This window comes from Olsenella phocaeensis, assembly GCF_900120385.1.
Lineage (GTDB): Bacteria > Actinomycetota > Coriobacteriia > Coriobacteriales > Atopobiaceae > Olsenella_I > Olsenella_I phocaeensis.
The window spans coordinates 72,529-88,710 of the sequence record NZ_LT635494.1 but is presented as its reverse complement, the minus strand read 5'-3'; the positions used below and the strand labels follow the sequence as shown (position 1 = coordinate 88,710).

At 68.6% G+C, this 16,182-nt stretch carries 11 protein-coding genes; 5 read left to right on the top strand and 6 right to left on the bottom strand.

The annotated features are described in order from the left end of the window. Positions 1–8 precede the first annotated feature (8 nt). Positions 9–1,016, top strand: a complete 1,008-nt coding sequence (locus BQ7388_RS00365) for a DUF1015 domain-containing protein (protein WP_456319904.1) — start codon at positions 9–11, stop codon at positions 1,014–1,016. A gap of 1,248 nt (positions 1,017–2,264) precedes the next feature. Here the strand turns inward: BQ7388_RS00365 and BQ7388_RS11700 are convergent. After that, the gene (locus tag BQ7388_RS11700; RefSeq protein ID WP_456319918.1) at positions 2,265–3,200 is read right to left on the bottom strand and encodes a hypothetical protein; all 936 of its coding nucleotides are present in this window, start codon (positions 3,198–3,200) and stop codon (positions 2,265–2,267) included. 1,286 nt (positions 3,201–4,486) lie between these two features. On the opposite strand from BQ7388_RS11700, the gene BQ7388_RS00340 reads away from it, so the two are divergent. Continuing rightward, on the top strand, positions 4,487–4,747 hold the full coding sequence (locus BQ7388_RS00340; protein ID WP_072499495.1) for a hypothetical protein: 261 nt from the start codon (positions 4,487–4,489) through the stop codon (positions 4,745–4,747). A 120-nt stretch (positions 4,748–4,867) separates the two neighbouring features. Here the strand turns inward: BQ7388_RS00340 and BQ7388_RS00335 are convergent, their stop codons facing one another. Both BQ7388_RS00335 and BQ7388_RS00330 read right to left on the bottom strand, forming a co-directional pair. Continuing rightward, complete coding sequence (locus tag BQ7388_RS00335) at positions 4,868–7,870, bottom strand: CotH kinase family protein (RefSeq protein ID WP_072499494.1); 3,003 nt, start codon at positions 7,868–7,870, stop codon at positions 4,868–4,870. 39 nt (positions 7,871–7,909) lie between these two features. Beyond that, positions 7,910–8,500: a M20/M25/M40 family metallo-hydrolase gene (locus tag BQ7388_RS00330; RefSeq protein WP_456319917.1), complete on the bottom strand. Its 591-nt coding sequence runs from the start codon at positions 8,498–8,500 to the stop codon at positions 7,910–7,912. 334 nt (positions 8,501–8,834) lie between these two features. Between BQ7388_RS00330 and BQ7388_RS00325 the strand changes: the two genes are divergently transcribed. After that, entirely contained in the window at positions 8,835–9,497 is a 663-nt protein-coding gene (locus BQ7388_RS00325) for an HAD family hydrolase (RefSeq protein ID WP_072499493.1), read from the top strand. Between the two features lie 73 nt (positions 9,498–9,570). Here BQ7388_RS00325 and BQ7388_RS00320 read toward each other — a convergent pair whose 3' ends face one another. Next, on the bottom strand, positions 9,571–10,998 hold the full coding sequence (locus BQ7388_RS00320) for a Sapep family Mn(2+)-dependent dipeptidase (RefSeq protein WP_072499492.1): 1,428 nt from the start codon (positions 10,996–10,998) through the stop codon (positions 9,571–9,573). Between the two features lie 227 nt (positions 10,999–11,225). On the opposite strand from BQ7388_RS00320, the gene BQ7388_RS11695 reads away from it, so the two are divergent. Beyond that, complete coding sequence (locus BQ7388_RS11695) at positions 11,226–11,411, top strand: glycosyltransferase (RefSeq protein ID WP_072499491.1); 186 nt, start codon at positions 11,226–11,228, stop codon at positions 11,409–11,411. On the opposite strand, the gene BQ7388_RS00310 is transcribed toward BQ7388_RS11695, so the two are convergent. After that, positions 11,335–12,036: a M20/M25/M40 family metallo-hydrolase gene (locus BQ7388_RS00310; protein ID WP_456319916.1), complete on the bottom strand. Its 702-nt coding sequence runs from the start codon at positions 12,034–12,036 to the stop codon at positions 11,335–11,337. The genes BQ7388_RS11695 and BQ7388_RS00310 overlap by 77 nt on opposite strands. A gap of 356 nt (positions 12,037–12,392) precedes the next feature. Here BQ7388_RS00310 and BQ7388_RS00305 point away from each other — a divergent pair, with 356 nt between their 5' ends. Next, positions 12,393–13,547, top strand: a complete 1,155-nt coding sequence (locus tag BQ7388_RS00305; RefSeq protein WP_072499489.1) for a glycosyltransferase family 2 protein — start codon at positions 12,393–12,395, stop codon at positions 13,545–13,547. A gap of 37 nt (positions 13,548–13,584) precedes the next feature. On the opposite strand, the gene BQ7388_RS00300 is transcribed toward BQ7388_RS00305, so the two are convergent. Further along, positions 13,585–16,011: a glycosyltransferase family 2 protein gene (locus tag BQ7388_RS00300; RefSeq protein ID WP_234946715.1), complete on the bottom strand. Its 2,427-nt coding sequence runs from the start codon at positions 16,009–16,011 to the stop codon at positions 13,585–13,587. Positions 16,012–16,182 lie beyond the last annotated feature (171 nt).

Sequence of the window (16,182 nt, the reverse complement as noted above, 5' to 3'; positions counted from 1 at the left end):
CGCCCCGTATGCACCCTATGCAATCGCCCCAAAACGACCGAATCCGGGGAGAGGCGCGGGCTCTGCGTGTTAGATTGATTGAACATGTAGGGCACCAACGCAGCAGANCCATCCGCCGGCACGAGGGCACGACCGCCGCCAAGGAGGCGGACCGCATCGAGCACATCCGCGCGACGGGCGCCCAGACGGGGCCGATCTTCCTCTGCTATCGCGACAACTACGCCATCGACGTCCTCGTCCGCGCCGCCACGCAGGCGAGCCCCCTCTACGACTTCACGGACGGAGAGGGCGTCCGCCAGACCATGTGGCGCATCGCGCGGCCCGCTGCCGTGGAGGCCCTGCGCGCCTGCTTCCAGACCGTGCCCTGCGCCTACATCGCCGACGGCCATCACCGCGCCGCCAGCGCCGTCCATCTGAGCCTCGAGCGCAGGCGCGCCGACGGGCGCCCCGAGGGTGCCTGCGCCAAGGGCGACGAGAGGCCCTACGACCTCTTCCTCTCGGTGCTCTTCCCCGCGAGCCAGCTCAGGGTGCTTCCCTACGACCGCGTCCTGTTCGACACCGCCGGACTCACGCCGGAGGACCTCCTCCGGGGCCTCGACCAGGCCGGCTTCGACCTCATGGGAGAGGGCCCCTCCTTCGCGGTCCCGGGCGCGCGGCACGAGTTCGGCCTCTTCGTGGGAGGCTCCTGGCACGGCCTCAGGCTCAGGGACCCCGAGACGCTCCCGGAGGGTGACCCCGTGGCGCGGCTCGACGCCGGCATACTCCAGGACCGCGTCCTGGGGCCGCTCCTGGGCATCGACGACCCGCGCACGAGCGAACGCATCCGCTTCGTCGGCGGGGTCGAGGGGACGGGCAGGCTCGAGGAGCTCGCCGGCGCGGGTGGGGCGGCCTTCTCGCTCTTCCCCACCTCGGTGGGCGAGCTCATGGCCGTGAGCGACGCGGGACGCCTCATGCCCCCCAAGTCGACCTGGTTCGAGCCCAAGCTCAGGAGCGGGCTCCTCATCCGCCGGATCTAGCCTCCGGCCAGAGCCGCCGCCCCGTATGCACCCTATGCAATCGCCCCAAAACGACCGAATCCGGGGAGAGGCGCGGGCTCTGCGTGTTAGATTGATTGAACATGTAGGGCACCAACGCAGCAGAACGGAAGCGGTCCCATGAGCAGCACTCCCCACCCCCGCAAGGGAACCACCCGCAGGGACGCGGACNCGCACGCGCCAGGCACGAGTCGAGGGGAGGGGCGACGAGACGCCCCTCCCCGACGGAGGCGACCCCGAGGCCCCCGGCGCCCTCGACCCCCTCGCCTTCCGCACGACACGCGTGCGGAAGGACGGGCAGGTCGTGGCACGTCCCTCGGGCCTCGAGCTCTACCTGGCACGCAGGCTCGAGGAGGCGGGGCTCTTCTCCAAGGACGTCCGCCTCCCACAGGTGGACGTCGCGGTGCTCTCGTCCACCCAGGGCATCTACCTGCGCATCCTAGAGCCGGAGCTTCCCTATCTGGCAAAGCTCCGCGTGCTTGCCATCGAGGCGGCGCTCAACTCCGTCCGCTATGCGGCCAGCTACTTCGACGAGCCGGGCAACGTGAGCGTCGAGGACTGCTACAAGCTCGACCGCGAGCTGGCGAGCTCCATCTGCGCCCAGATGCCGCCCCTCGACCAGCCCGTGCCTCTCCAGGAGGGCGAGCTCCCCGACGGCGAGTGGACGGTGCGCAGGGCCATCTCCTCGGCGATCGAGAACCTCCAGCTCCCCTACCGGCTCGAGGCGGACTTCCGCTGCAACGTCTCCGACGGCAACGTCGCCATCCAGGTCGAGCTCACGCCGGAGTCGGTGTTCCCCTCGTCCATGTTCGTGAGCGGGCTCGGCGTCGTCCCCAGCACCCGCCAGATGCGCCGTCAGGCGGCCTCTGACTATGCCAGGCGCCTTGCCATCCTCCTCGCCGCGGCGGCCTTCCGGAGCTCGTCCAAGGTCCTCCACGTCTGGTTCGCCGGCGTGGTCAACGGCGCGAGCACGCATCGCTGCTACATCTCGGTCGACTTCGACCGCTGGCGCTTCGCGCGGCTCGACCTCGAGCGCCTGGACGACCTCGAGCGCAGCTTCCGTCCCTTCGTCCCCGTCATACGCGTGGAGGACGGCGTCCTCCGTCCCGTGCGGCAGGGGTTCAGCCTCGCCGAGGGGCGCTTCTGCCCTCCCATGCGACACCTCCCGCCTTCGCTCAGCACCCGCAGGCTCAGCAAGCCCGTGGCCCGCGCCCTGGGCTGCGAGCGCGTCTACGGGCTCTCCATCGAGGAGGGGGACAAGCGCAACGTCCTGGCCTTCGACATCATGAGGAGGCTGGTCCCCGCCTCCCAGGACGGCTCGGTCGAGAAGAACGTCAAGACCATCCTCGAGCTGGCGGGCGACGACCCCGACCCGTTGGTGAGGTCCGCGGCGGAGCGCTGTGTCACCAAGNCATCGACCCTCGACTCCCTCCCGCCCTGCTGGACGTAGGGGCGCAGCAGGTCTCCCGCCCAGTCCGTGAAGCGCACGACGGTCTCGTCCGTCGCGTGCGAGGGAAGGAAGAGGTAGCTCCCGCCGTCCAACTGGGTGGAGCGGACCTCATGGCTGCCCCCCTCGCTGCCGACCGATGCCGCGGCGCAGGTGGCCGCCCCATACCAGGCGACCCCCTCGCCATTCCATCCCACGGAGGTCAGGTGGGAGTCCTCGTTCCTGGAAACCGTGAAGTTGTGCGCGCCCGCCTTCGCGCTGGGGTTGTACTCGCGCAGGAGGGGAACGCCGCCCTTCCCTGCCGAATGCCAGCCCACGCCCTCGTAGCGCCAGCCCACGTGCACGAGCGTCCTGCGCTCCTCGTCGCTCAGGGTGTAGTGGTGGTCGCCGACGTTGGGGTTGTAGAGCCTGAACACGTCGAGGCCCGTCCTGGGCGCGATCCAGCCGACGCCCTCGTAGCGCCAGCCCACGTGCACGAGGTTGTCGCGCTCCTTGGGCGAGGTGGTGTAGAAGTGCTCGCCGCTGTTTGGGTTGTAGAGGCGGTGCACGTCGTCGTAGGAAAGGGTCGACTCCTTCCCCTCGGCCAGAGCCTGCTTGGCGGAGGGCTGCGCGACGGGCGCGGTCGGCGCCTTCTTCGCCGACTGCGCCGTGGCCGTTGCCCGCGACGTCGCCTTGGCCTTGCCGGAGTTCGTGGCAGGGGCGGCGAGCTCGCGCGCCATCAGGACGGGCTCCTTGGCCTCCATCGGCTCGGGGGCAGCGGAGGGCCGCGTCTCCACGACGCCCCCCTCGGGAGCTGTCGCCGCCTCGCCCTCGGCCACTTCGGGGGCAGTGCCTTCGGTTGCGTGGCCTTCCCCCTCGTCGGAGGCTGCGTGGCCTTCCCCCTCGTCGGAGGCTGCGGGGCCTTCCTCCTGGACGGGCGCCACGTGGACCACGGCATCCTCCGCCGTGCCCGGCGCACCCGCCCCATCCCATGCCTTCGCGTCCCCCTGGGGGGAAGCGGCCGGCCCCTCAGGCCCGTCGGGCCGGTTGAGCTCGTCCGGAATCGTTGCGCCCCCTTCCTCGTCCGACGTCGTGGGGGCGGACGCCGTGACCTCGCCGAGGCCTCCCGAGGCCGGTGACGCCGCCGGCTCGACGGCACACGCGAGGGACGTGGGCAGCAGCAGCGCCGCAAGAATCGCACCAGAGATGCAGGCAAGCCCCTGAGCACCCTTTAAGCGCATGTGAGGGTCCTTTCGATCAAAAAATTTTCCACACCTCTCCTAGTATAGGCCGTGGCATGAAAATGACAGGAACCATTCAGCCAAACGGCGCGGCCGAGGCAGGACGATTCCCACCCCGGCCGCGCACGCGTGAGGCCACGTCTTGGCCGCGCCTCTAGAACTCGAGCTCCATGAGCCTGGCGATGCTCACGATGTAGATCTCGAGAGCGCGCTTGAACTGCGCCTCCTCGAAGCCCTCGTCGGCGCTGTGCTCGGCCCCGACCCAGTCGGGCATGGGGAAGTGCGGGTCGTTGGGGCCAAAGGCGCCGCCGGCCTTGAAGTGGCGCGCGTAGGTCCCGCCTCCGATGGTGTAGGGCTGGTCGTTGCGGCCCGTGTACTCGTTGTAGGTGCGCACCAGGGTCTGGATGCCCTCGGCGGCGGGGTCGGTGTAGAAGGGCACCATGTCGAGGTCGACGGTCAGGCTGCAGTGGTGTGCCTCGCAGAGGGCGCCCACCTCAGCCGTGATCTTGTCGGAGGTGATGGACTTGGGATAGCGGGAGTCGATGGTCTGCTCGAAGACGCCGTCCTTGGTGCGGATGGTGCCACCGATGCAGGTGAGGGGGTCGAAGAGGTCGTCCGTCGCGGCGATGTTCAGGGTCGAGCCATCCGTGGAGCCAAAGACAAGGCGCTCGAGCTCGAGGAACTCGCGCTCGCCCTCGCCGCAGAGCCCGTTCTGGAGCAGGTAGTCGACNCTGTTAGGGCTCCCCCCCCGCCTCGACCTCTCGAGGCTCGCCCAGGCGCAGGGCATGGGGCTTCAGGGCCTGGCGCTCGTCGGCCTGGGGGGACAGTTCCAGGCGGGCGACCCCGAGGCGCTCCTCGAGGAGAACGACATCCCCCTCGCGCCCACCCCAGAGATGAGCAAGGCGTTCCAGGACTGCGCCCGCGCGTCCGTGGACGCGGAGGTCTTCCCCGTGGCGCGTAGCTTCGTGAGCATCCTCAACCGCTTCGACCCGAGCGACGTGCTGACGGGCATCCTGCGCTCCCTGGAGGACGCTCCCGACGCATAGCCGAGTCCCTTCCCCGAGCGCATCCGTCGACGCAAGCCCCCCGCCCATCCCAAGGGGTGGGCGGGGGCTTCGAGGCCATGCCAAGGGGCCTGCTGCTCGTTGGGCTCCGAAGTGGAGAGCCTAGCGGACGGGGCGCGCCTCCTTGAAGCCAAGCTGGCAATAGTGGCGGTAGTACTGGGAGAGGTCGTTGCCAAAGGCCCGGTCGAGGTCGGGGTTGGCGGCACGGTAGGCCCTCACGTCGAAGTTGCGGCTCGACCTTCTCCCCTCCCTCATGCCGAACTCCGCGAAGTGGGCGAGCGCCGCCTCGGGGCTCCCGCCGAAGGCAGCCCTCAGGTCGGGGTTGGACGCCAGGTAGTACTCGCAGTCGAAGACCATGCCGTAGTCGAAGCCCTGGTACACGAACGGCGCGTTGGGCGAGCCGGCATGGGAGATGCCATCACGCAGCCAGTCATTCCTGTTCCTGACCCAGGTCGTCAGGTAGTCGACGTTCCCGGCCCAGCTGTCAAAGGGCCTCACCGTGTTATCGAAGTGCGTGATACCGAAGACGGTCTCGTTCATCCGCTCTGAGGCGGCAAGCTCACCGCGATAGAAGGCGATGGAGCGCAACTGCCCTTCCCCACCCCGGGCGGAGCCGCCACCCAGCAGGACCTTGTCGACCAGCGGGGAGAGCTGGCCCCCATAGACCTCCCCCATGCGTTTCCGCACGGCCGCGATCCTGGGCACCCAGGCCCCGTTGATCAGGCTGAAGCCCTCATAACGCGAGAACTCCGAGTCATAGTGGTCGGTGCGGGTGCCGCCGCAGCAGTCGAAGTCCCAGACGGGGGCCCAGACGAAGGTCTTGCTCCCGGCGTCGAGATAGCAGTAGGTCGACGTCCCAAATGCGTCGACGTTCTTGAGGAGCTCGTTCAGCAGGTAGGTCTTGGCGAGGGAGTCGAGGTCGAAGGAGTAGCCGTCACTCAGGTTGAAGCGCCCCTTGTCGGCGTTTGCCATGGCCTCGCGCATGGCGGCCGCCACGTGGAGCACCGCCTTCTCCGAGGCCACCTCGGGGTTCTTCAGCACGAAGTGGCCATGCTGGGTCGAGAACCAGCTCTTCTCGCCCTTGTGCCAGGCGTCGTCCAGCTCGAGCAGGTAGCCGCCGCTCAGGTCCTTGGGGTCGCGCACCCCCGGCACGCAGGAATACTCGAGGCCGCCTGCGCCCTTGCGTATGGCGGCAGGGAGGGAGTCGAGGTCAACGCCCTCGTTTGCCTTCTTGTAGTCGTCCTCGAGCTTGTGGATGTCCACGCGGCCGGACCCGACGTCGACCTTCTCGGTGAGGAGGTAGCTGCCGCGGTACTCGCCGTCGTAGTACAGGTCCACCGGGGCGCACTCCACGCCCAGCATGCCCAGCTCACGGGCAAGGTCGTAGGCTATGCTGCTGCGCATGAGCGTGGGGTCGGCGGCGTTTGCGAGGAGCACCCACTTCTTGGACTGGTTCTCCTTGTTGCCCGTCGCGAGCAGGTCCGCCTTCTTGCTGAGCGAGACCTGGTACGGCTTCTTGTTGCCGATGCCCCAGGTCGAGTTGCCCCTGCCCTTCACGGTCGAGAGCTTGCCCTTTGACGCGTCGTCCCTCTCGTATATCACGCCACCACGGGCGTCGACCGCGCTCACGACCACCTTCGCCTTGCGCTCGTGCCTGGGGTCGGCCTCGACGTAGGCACGGCCCCTCGCCTTCGCGTCCTCGCTCGACAGGTAGATGGTCTCGATCCTGGCGGAGCGCATGATCGTCAGGCTCTGGGGGCTCAGCCTGGGCGCCATCCTGAGCGAGAGGGACAGGTCCCCCTGGCCGTTGGCGCTTCCCAGCCTCCTCAGCGCCGCGAGCGTGAGGGGGCCATCGACCCTCGACTCCCTCCCGCCCTGCTGGACGTAGGGGCGCAGCAGGTCTCCCGCCCAGTCCGTGAAGCGCACGACGGTCTCGTCCGTCGCGTGCGAGGGAAGGAAGAGGTAGCTCCCGCCGTCCAACTGGGTGGAGCGGACCTCATGGCTGCCCCCCTCGCTGCCGACCGATGCCGCGGCGCAGGTGGCCGCCCCATACCAGGCGACCCCCTCGCCATTCCATCCCACGGAGGTCAGGTGGGAGTCCTCGTTCCTGGAAACCGTGAAGTTGTGCGCGCCCGCCTTCGCGCTGGGGTTGTACTCGCGCAGGAGGGGAACGCCGCCCTTCCCTGCCGAATGCCAGCCCACGCCCTCGTAGCGCCAGCCCACGTGCACGAGCGTCCTGCGCTCCTCGTCGCTCAGGGTGTAGTGGTGGTCGCCGACGTTGGGGTTGTAGAGCCTGAACACGTCGAGGCCCGTCCTGGGCGCGATCCAGCCGACGCCCTCGTAGCGCCAGCCCACGTGCACGAGGTTGTCGCGCTCCTTGGGCGAGGTGGTGTAGAAGTGCTCGCCGCTGTTTGGGTTGTAGAGGCGGTGCACGTCGTCGTAGGAAAGGGTCGACTCCTTCCCCTCGGCCAGAGCCTGCTTGGCGGAGGGCTGCGCGACGGGCGCGGTCGGCGCCTTCTTCGCCGACTGCGCCGTGGCCGTTGCCCGCGACGTCGCCTTGGCCTTGCCGGAGTTCGTGGCAGGGGCGGCGAGCTCGCGCGCCATCAGGACGGGCTCCTTGGCCTCCATCGGCTCGGGGGCAGCGGAGGGCCGCGTCTCCACGACGCCCCCCTCGGGAGCTGTCGCCGCCTCGCCCTCGGCCACTTCGGGGGCAGTGCCTTCGGTTGCGTGGCCTTCCCCCTCGTCGGAGGCTGCGTGGCCTTCCCCCTCGTCGGAGGCTGCGGGGCCTTCCTCCTGGACGGGCGCCACGTGGACCACGGCATCCTCCGCCGTGCCCGGCGCACCCGCCCCATCCCATGCCTTCGCGTCCCCCTGGGGGGAAGCGGCCGGCCCCTCAGGCCCGTCGGGCCGGTTGAGCTCGTCCGGAATCGTTGCGCCCCCTTCCTCGTCCGACGTCGTGGGGGCGGACGCCGTGACCTCGCCGAGGCCTCCCGAGGCCGGTGACGCCGCCGGCTCGACGGCACACGCGAGGGACGTGGGCAGCAGCAGCGCCGCAAGAATCGCACCAGAGATGCAGGCAAGCCCCTGAGCACCCTTTAAGCGCATGTGAGGGTCCTTTCGATCAAAAAATTTTCCACACCTCTCCTAGTATAGGCCGTNACTGGCGCGCACGACGGCCGCGGCCTCGCCGGCGACGGCGTTGCCCACCGTCCCGCCGTCGAAGTCCACGATCACGTCAGAGACCCTGCCCGAGCGGATGGTGGCGGAGTAGCCACCCTTCTCGCCGCAGATCAGCGGGAAGTCCGCGTCGGGCGTGAAGAGGAACTCGGGCTGCTCGAAGTTCTCGATGTACCACTCGACGTCGCGCATGTCGGTCTCCTCGTTGTTGCCGAGGATGCAGCGCAGGGTGTAGGGCAGCCTCCTGCCCGTGGCGACCACCTTGTCGACGAAGTACTTGGCCGCATAGAGCGAGAGGACCGTGGGGCCCTTGTCGTCGAGGACGCCGCGACCGATGAGGAAGCCGTCCTTGCGGGTGACCTTGAAGGGATCGTAGTGCCAGCCGGTCCCCTCGGGGACGATGTCGGTGTGGCCGATGGTCGCGATCTGCTTGGGCGAGTCCCCCTCGAGGTCCGCATAGCCGATCCGGCCCTCGCAGTCGTGGGCGTCAAGGCCCAGGCGAGAGGCGATCCGGAGCGCCTCGCTCAGCGCTTCGTAGGGTGCGGGGCCATAGGGCATGCCGGGCCTCGCGTTGCCCATGTCCTCGACGGACCTGATGGCCACGAGGGACTCGATGTCCTTGACGACGTCCTCCCAGACGTCCTCGACGTACTGGTGGACCTCCTGCTTCAGCTCTTCGTCGCCCATCCTGTCTCCTTTCGCATAGAGACGCCTCGTTATTGCAAACACTGCAAGGGTAGCATTGACGGCCGGCATGTCCTGGCGACCTCGCGCGCGGTACGGCAAGCGGGGGCCATTGCGCCCGTCGGCGCGACCCCTTGGCGAAGCTGCCGCTACAATGGGTCGCACGCCCACGCGACAGGACGTCGCGCAAGAATCCGAGAGGAGCCCCATGGCACCGCAGGAACTCTGGCCTCCCCGCTTCTCCGTGGCGATATTCGACTTTGACGGGACCCTAAGCGACACGGCAGGCATCTGGCGACAGGTCGACGAGGTCTTCCTGAGCTCGCGCGGGCTTCCCTACGAGGAGGACTACCCCCAGGCCATGAACGCGCTGGGGTTTGCGGCGGGGGCAGCCTACACCATCCAGCGCTTTGGCCTGGAAGAGACGGTGGAGGACATCTGCGACGAGTGGAACCGCCTGGGCCGGGCGCTCTACGAGACGCAGGCGAGCCTGAGGCCCGGCGCCCTACGCTACCTGCGGGAGCTGAGGTCCCGGGGGATCCCCCTGGGGCTCGCCACGACCAACGACCCCGAGGTGCTCCTGAGCATGCAGAGGGTCGACCTCCGGTCCCTCTTCGACGTGCTGGTCACGAACCGCGAGGTCGAGGTGCCCAAGAGTGAGCCCGACATCTACCTCGCCTGCGCGGACGAGCTCGGCGGGGAGCCGCGGGAGACCATCGTCTTCGAGGACATCGTGCCCGGCACGCGCGCCGCGCGCGAGGCTGGCTTCCTCACCTGCGGGGTGCGCTGCGACGACCCGACCCAGGAGGTCGAGGCGCTCAGGGAGTCTGCGGAGCTCTGGCTGGACGATTGGCGCGACATCGAACTGTAGGCGACCCTCCCGCACGCCCAAGCGCACGGGAGGGTCGCAATGAGGCAGGCTCGTCCGGGAATGCCGGCTTCGGCTAGTCGAGCTGCATGAGTCTCCAGATGGCAAGGACGTAGACCTTGAGCGCACGGCGCAGGCTCTCTTCGCTCACGCCCTCGTCGGCCCCGTGCTCGGGTCCCACCCAGTCGGGGACCTCCTCCTTGGGCTCGTGGGGACCGAAGGCGCATGCCCTCTCGAAGAGGCGCGCGTAGGTGCCTCCCCCGATCACGAAGGCCTCGCTCCTGCCGCCCGCGTAGTCGTCGTAGCTCCTGAGGAGGCACTGGACCTCGGGGCTCTGGGGGTCGATGTAGAAGGGCACCTTGTCCTGGTCGACGGCGAAGCTGGCACCATGGGCTTCAGCGAGGGCACCCAGGCGCTCGCGGATGGCATCGCCGTCGATGCTCGTGGGATACCGGCTGTCCACGGTCTGGACGAGACGGCCACCCACCGCGCGCACGGTCCCGCCGATGGCGGTGAGGGGGCCGAACTTCTCGTCCGAGGTCTTGATGCCCAGCACGGCGCCATCGTGCCCCGAGGCGCAGAGGGCGTGCTGGAGCTCGAGGAAGCCCCTCTCGCCCGCGCTGCAGATTCCGTTGTCGAGCAGGTAGCCCACGAGCAGACCGATGGCGTTGAGCGTCCCCTCGGGAAGCGACGCGTGCCCTCCCCTGCCCGTGGCGACGATGCGGACGAGGCCCGAGGGCTCCTCCCTGAGCTCGATGCCCTCGGCCACCGGAAGGGCGGGGGCGTCGGCACGCACGAGCGCCTCGGCACGACCGGGGATGGCGTTGGCGACGGTGCCGCCATCCATCCAGGCGATGCGGCTCTCCCCCTCGCCCCCAAAGGCCTCCGCGGAGGTGAAGTGGCCATGGAAGACGCCCTTCTCGCCGCAGATCAGGGGGAAGTCGGCATCCGGCGAGAAGCAGAAGTCGGGCCCGTCGTAGTGGGCGAGGTACCACTTGAGGTCGCCCATCGTGGTCTCCTCCGCGTTGCCCACGATGCAGCGAAGGGTGCGGGGCAGCCTCTTGCCCGTGCGATCGGCAAGGCGCTTGAAGAAGTGCGCGGCATAGAGCGAGAGGACCAGGGGGCCCTTGTCGTCGAGGACGCCGCGGCCGATGAGGTAGCCATCCCTTCGGGTCACGTCGAAGGGGTCGACGGTCCAGCCCAGACCCTCGGGCACGACGTCGGTGTGCGCGATGGTGGCGATCTGTCGCCTCGAGTCGCCCGGCAAGTCCGCATAACCGATGTAGCCCTCGCACTCGTGGGCCTCCAGGCCCAGGCGCTCGGCGATCTTGAGGCCCTGCACCAGGGCGTCGTGGCTGGCCGGCCCCCAGGGCATGCCTGGCGCGGCCGCCTCGAGGTCCTCGACGGAGCGAATCCTCACGAGCGAGCGGATGTCCTCGACGGCATCCTCCCAGACCTCGTCCACATATGCGTCAAGCCGTTCCTTGAGCTCCTCTTCGGTCATACGTCCTCCAAAGTCGACGTTTGCTCAGCGACCTGAGTCTACCCTCTGGCAAGCGACGCGTGGCACGCCGCGCCAGTCGTCGGCCGCACAAGGGCCAAGGTCCAATTCTGGACAAGGAACGGGGACATGGCATTGCACGCCCTCCGTTGGCCGCGTGCGACGATACAACCCCGGCACGGGCTCGTCTAGACTGTTTGGGACCGTAGACTTCGAACGGAGAGCCCCACATGCCCAAGGCGTCCATAGCCATACCCTGCTACAACGCGGTGCGGCACATCGAGCAGACGGTGGCCTCCGCGCTGGCCCAGACCATGGGGGACTTCGAGCTCGTCCTGGTCAACGNTCGGGAAGCGACGCGTGCCCTCCCCTGCCCGTGGCGACGATGCGGACGAGGCCCGAGGGCTCCTCCCTGAGCTCGATGCCCTCGGCCACCGGAAGGGCGGGGGCGTCGGCACGCACGAGCGCCTCGGCACGACCGGGGATGGCGTTGGCGACGGTGCCGCCATCCATCCAGGCGATGCGGCTCTCCCCCTCGCCCCCAAAGGCCTCCGCGGAGGTGAAGTGGCCATGGAAGACGCCCTTCTCGCCGCAGATCAGGGGGAAGTCGGCATCCGGCGAGAAGCAGAAGTCGGGCCCGTCGTAGTGGGCGAGGTACCACTTGAGGTCGCCCATCGTGGTCTCCTCCGCGTTGCCCACGATGCAGCGAAGGGTGCGGGGCAGCCTCTTGCCCGTGCGATCGGCAAGGCGCTTGAAGAAGTGCGCGGCATAGAGCGAGAGGACCAGGGGGCCCTTGTCGTCGAGGACGCCGCGGCCGATGAGGTAGCCATCCCTTCGGGTCACGTCGAAGGGGTCGACGGTCCAGCCCAGACCCTCGGGCACGACGTCGGTGTGCGCGATGGTGGCGATCTGTCGCCTCGAGTCGCCCGGCAAGTCCGCATAACCGATGTAGCCCTCGCACTCGTGGGCCTCCAGGCCCAGGCGCTCGGCGATCTTGAGGCCCTGCACCAGGGCGTCGTGGCTGGCCGGCCCCCAGGGCATGCCTGGCGCGGCCGCCTCGAGGTCCTCGACGGAGCGAATCCTCACGAGCGAGCGGATGTCCTCGACGGCATCCTCCCAGACCTCGTCCACATATGCGTCAAGCCGTTCCTTGAGCTCCTCTTCGGTCATACGTCCTCCAAAGTCGACGTTTGCTCAGCGACCTGAGTCTACCCTCTGGCAAGCGACGCGTGGCACGCCGCGCCAGTCGTCGGCCGCACAAGGGCCAAGGTCCAATTCTGGACAAGGAACGGGGACATGGCATTGCACGCCCTCCGTTGGCCGCGTGCGACGATACAACCCCGGCACGGGCTCGTCTAGACTGTTTGGGACCGTAGACTTCGAACGGAGAGCCCCACATGCCCAAGGCGTCCATAGCCATACCCTGCTACAACGCGGTGCGGCACATCGAGCAGACGGTGGCCTCCGCGCTGGCCCAGACCATGGGGGACTTCGAGCTCGTCCTGGTCAACGACGGCTCCACCGACGGCACCCTCGAGCTACTCGAGCGCCTCGCCTCCACCGACCCGCGCATCCGTGTCATAGACCAGCCCAACGGCGGCGAGGGCGTGGCCCGCGACGCCGGTCGCGCCGCCTGCAGGGGAGAATGGCTCTACTTCCTCGACTCGGACGACCTCATGGAGCCCACCCTCCTCGAAGAGGCCATCGCCCGCGGGGAGGAGACCGACGCAGACCTGGTCGTCTTCCGAACGCAGGAGCTCGACGACCAGACGGGCGAGCTCAGGTACTTCCACTGGTGCTTCGACGTCGACTGGATAGGCGCGGACGTGTTCGACCCTCACGAGCACCCCCAGCGCATACTCAACTCCTTCCAGAACTGGGTGCACAACAAGCTCTGGCGAGCGAGCTTCGTGCAAGGGCGCGGGCTCCGCTTCCAGCACGTCCACCGCACGGCCGACCTGCTCTTCACCTGCAGGGCCCTGACCGAGGCGCACCGGATAGCACTCCTTGACCGCCCCCTCCACCGCTACCGGGTGAACAACCCCGGAAGCGCCCTCTTCACGAGCGACTCGTACCCCCTCGACTTCTACGACGCCTTCGTCGAGCTCAGGGACCAGATTGACGGGGAGGGTACCTGGGAGCTGTACGGACAGTCCTTCGTGAACTGGGTCACGGAGGGCGTCGCGATGAACCTCCAGCGCGCACGCTCCCTCGAGGGCTTCTCCGCGATCTACCAGAAGATGCACGACGAGGGCTTGCGCGAGCTGCGCTTCGACCAGCTGGCACGCGAGGACGCCATCAACCCCGACCGCTGGGACCGCTGCGAGGCGATTCTCGAGCTGCCCCTGGACGAGCTCCTCTTCCGCTACTTCGCCCTCGAGAAGGAGGAGGTCCGGCGCTCGCAGACCGACCTCTCGTTCGCCAGGCTGGGCCTTGACGCCCTGGCGGGCGAGCTGGAGTGCGTGACCGGGTCGCCCTCCTTCAAGATAGGCAGGGCGATCACCTCTCCCCTGCGAGCGTTCAGGGACGCCACGGGCGGGGCGGGGCGCTAGGCGCGCCCGGGCGGGGCGGCACCCTCGGGGCGGCACCCTATGCCTCGTCGTGCCTCAGCTGGAAGTAGTCGCTGAAGCTGTCCAGGTTGGGGTCGACGGCAGAATCCCCCTTCGCGAAGAAGCCAGGGTGCTTCCGTACGACGAGGGCCTTCTCGCTTAGGTAGCGCTGACGCATGCCCACGTCCACGGACTCGCGCCCGCGTGACGAGAACTCCCGGTGGCGCAGGCGGGCATACGGCGTGTACGCGACCACGTAGCCCGCCTCGCGCGCCCGCAGGCAGAAGTCGCCGTCGTTGAAGCCCACTGCCAGCTCCTCGTCGTAGCCCCCCAGCTCGTCGAAGACCTCGTGCCTCACCGCCTGGCAGGCGCCCGTCACCATGGAGAAGTCGCCGGGCAGGCCGGCGGAGTAGCCGTATCCCAGCGCGTCGGCCGCCAGGTTCTGGTTGACGTGGGCGAAGTCGCAGTTGGCATTGGCCACCATGCCCGCATGCTGCACGAGGTCGTCCTCGTAGAGGAGCTTGGCCCCCACGACTCCCACCTCGGGCCTCCCGAGCTCCCCCACCAGCTCCGACATCCAGGAGGGGTCGATGACCTCCGTGTCGTTGTTGAGGAAGAGGAGCACGTCTCCCAGGGCGTGCGAGGCCCCCAGGTTGACGATGGCGGAGTAGTTGAACTCGCCCTCGTGGCGCGGCTGCCAGCTCACGACGCGCACGCGCGGGTCCTGCCGAAGGCTCTCGTAGAGGTCGAACGTCTCCTGGTCGCAACTCCCGTTCTCCACCACCACCAGCTCGAGGCGCGGGTAGTCGGTGCGGTCGAGCAGGCTCCTGGCACAGCGCCCCAGAAGCCCCGCGTGGTCGCGGTTGGGCACGATGACGCTCACCAGGGGCGGCTCCTCGCCCAAGTCGTAGCGGACGCGATAGGTGTAGGGCAGGGGCCCGTCGCCCACGCTCGCGACGAGACCGCGGCGGGCAAGGTGACGCTCGAGCGCGATCCTGCCTGCCACGTGGGCGTAGGGCTTCTGGTCGCCACCTCCCGCCGTGGAGCCTCCGTGCTCCCTCCAGTGGTAGAGCACCCGCGGGACCCGCACGACGTCTCGCGCGACCTCGAAGGCCTTGAGGGTGAGGTCGAAGTCCTGCGCGCCCGCCACGTCCGCGCCAGAGCGCTCCGTGAGGTCGAGGACCCTCCTGCTCACCATGAGGAGGTGCGTCACGTAGTTGTGGCCGTGCAACTTGGTCAGGCTGGGAGGAGACTTGAAGGCAGGCCCGTGCAGGTGCCCGTCCCTGAGCCTGTCCTCGTCGCAATAGAGGAGGTCGACCTCGGGGTTGCTGGCGACCTCCTGGGCATAGCACCAGAGGCAGTCTCCCTCCAGCACGTCGTCATGGTCCATGAAGCCGACGTAGTCGCCCGTTGCGGCAGCTATACCTGCATTCGTGTTCTCCGCGATCGAGCGGTTCTCCACTTCCACGACCTTTATGCGGGGGTCGTCGATCGCACCCAGGACCTGGTCGACGGAGCCGCAGGGACCGCTGGCGTTGACCAGCACGAGCTCCCAGTTGGGATATGACTGCGCGAGGACCGAGCCCACGGCCTCGCTCAGGAAGCTGGCAGGCGTCCTGTACACGGGCATCACGAGCGAGACGAGTGGCGCGTCCGGGCCAAGGGAGTCCCTCCAGCCCCGGCGCTGGCGGCCAAGCTCTGCGTCGCTCGCGCGGTGGGCCTCGAACCAGCGCTCGTAGGCGGGATCGGCGTACGCCGCGCCCAGGCGCTCGTTCGTCCTGGCCCAGTGGGAGGCGGCGACGTTGGGGTGCATGCCCGCGAAGCAGCTCCTCTCCCCCACGCGGACGACCACGCAGAAGTGGTCGAGGCTGCGAGGAAGCTCCAGGGAGAAGCTCATGACGCGGTGGGAACCCACCACATCCCTCACCAGCTGGTCCTCGAGCAGGTGCCATCTGGCATGCACCTGCCGAGAGGCGTCGGACGAGAGGACCTCGAGCTCGGGCCCACTCGCACCCTCCCCGGGGAAGGTCGCGCCCAGCCGCCACACGGCGACGTCATTCCCCTTGGACCAGACCTCCCTGACGCTGAGGGAAGCGGTCGCCCCCGAAGCCCTGCGCTCGATCCCGCGAAGGGCCGACGCCACCTGGGGATGGCGCATGGTGAGGAGGCGGGACTGCAGCTTGGAGCCGCAGACGGAGAACCTCAGGCGACCCTTCTCCCCAGAGGGAGACTCGAGCGCAATGTCGCAGTCCGTGGAGAGGAGGGGGAGCACTACGACCCATACGCAACCTGCGGCGGCATGGTGGCAGAGCGTCTCGCGCACGCCCGGCCCGACGGGAAGGCAGCGAGAGGGGACCTCGTCACCAGCATGGGTGGATACCCTGGCCTCCAGCATCCCAGCCGGACGGTCGAGGAGGACGCAGGCGTAGCCCACGCCCAGGCCCCTGCACATCGCAACACATCTCACGCTTCGCTCCCAGTCTGCCGTCGCCGCTCAAGAAGAAGTATATCCGCCCCAAGCGAGGTGTCCCCCTCCCGGCAGAGGTCGGAGGTCGGAGCTCGGGCGGGCAGAGGCCGGCGGCGTCCGACGCGTCTCTCGATGTAACGACTACGTCCGACGCACCTCTTGGCGTGACGA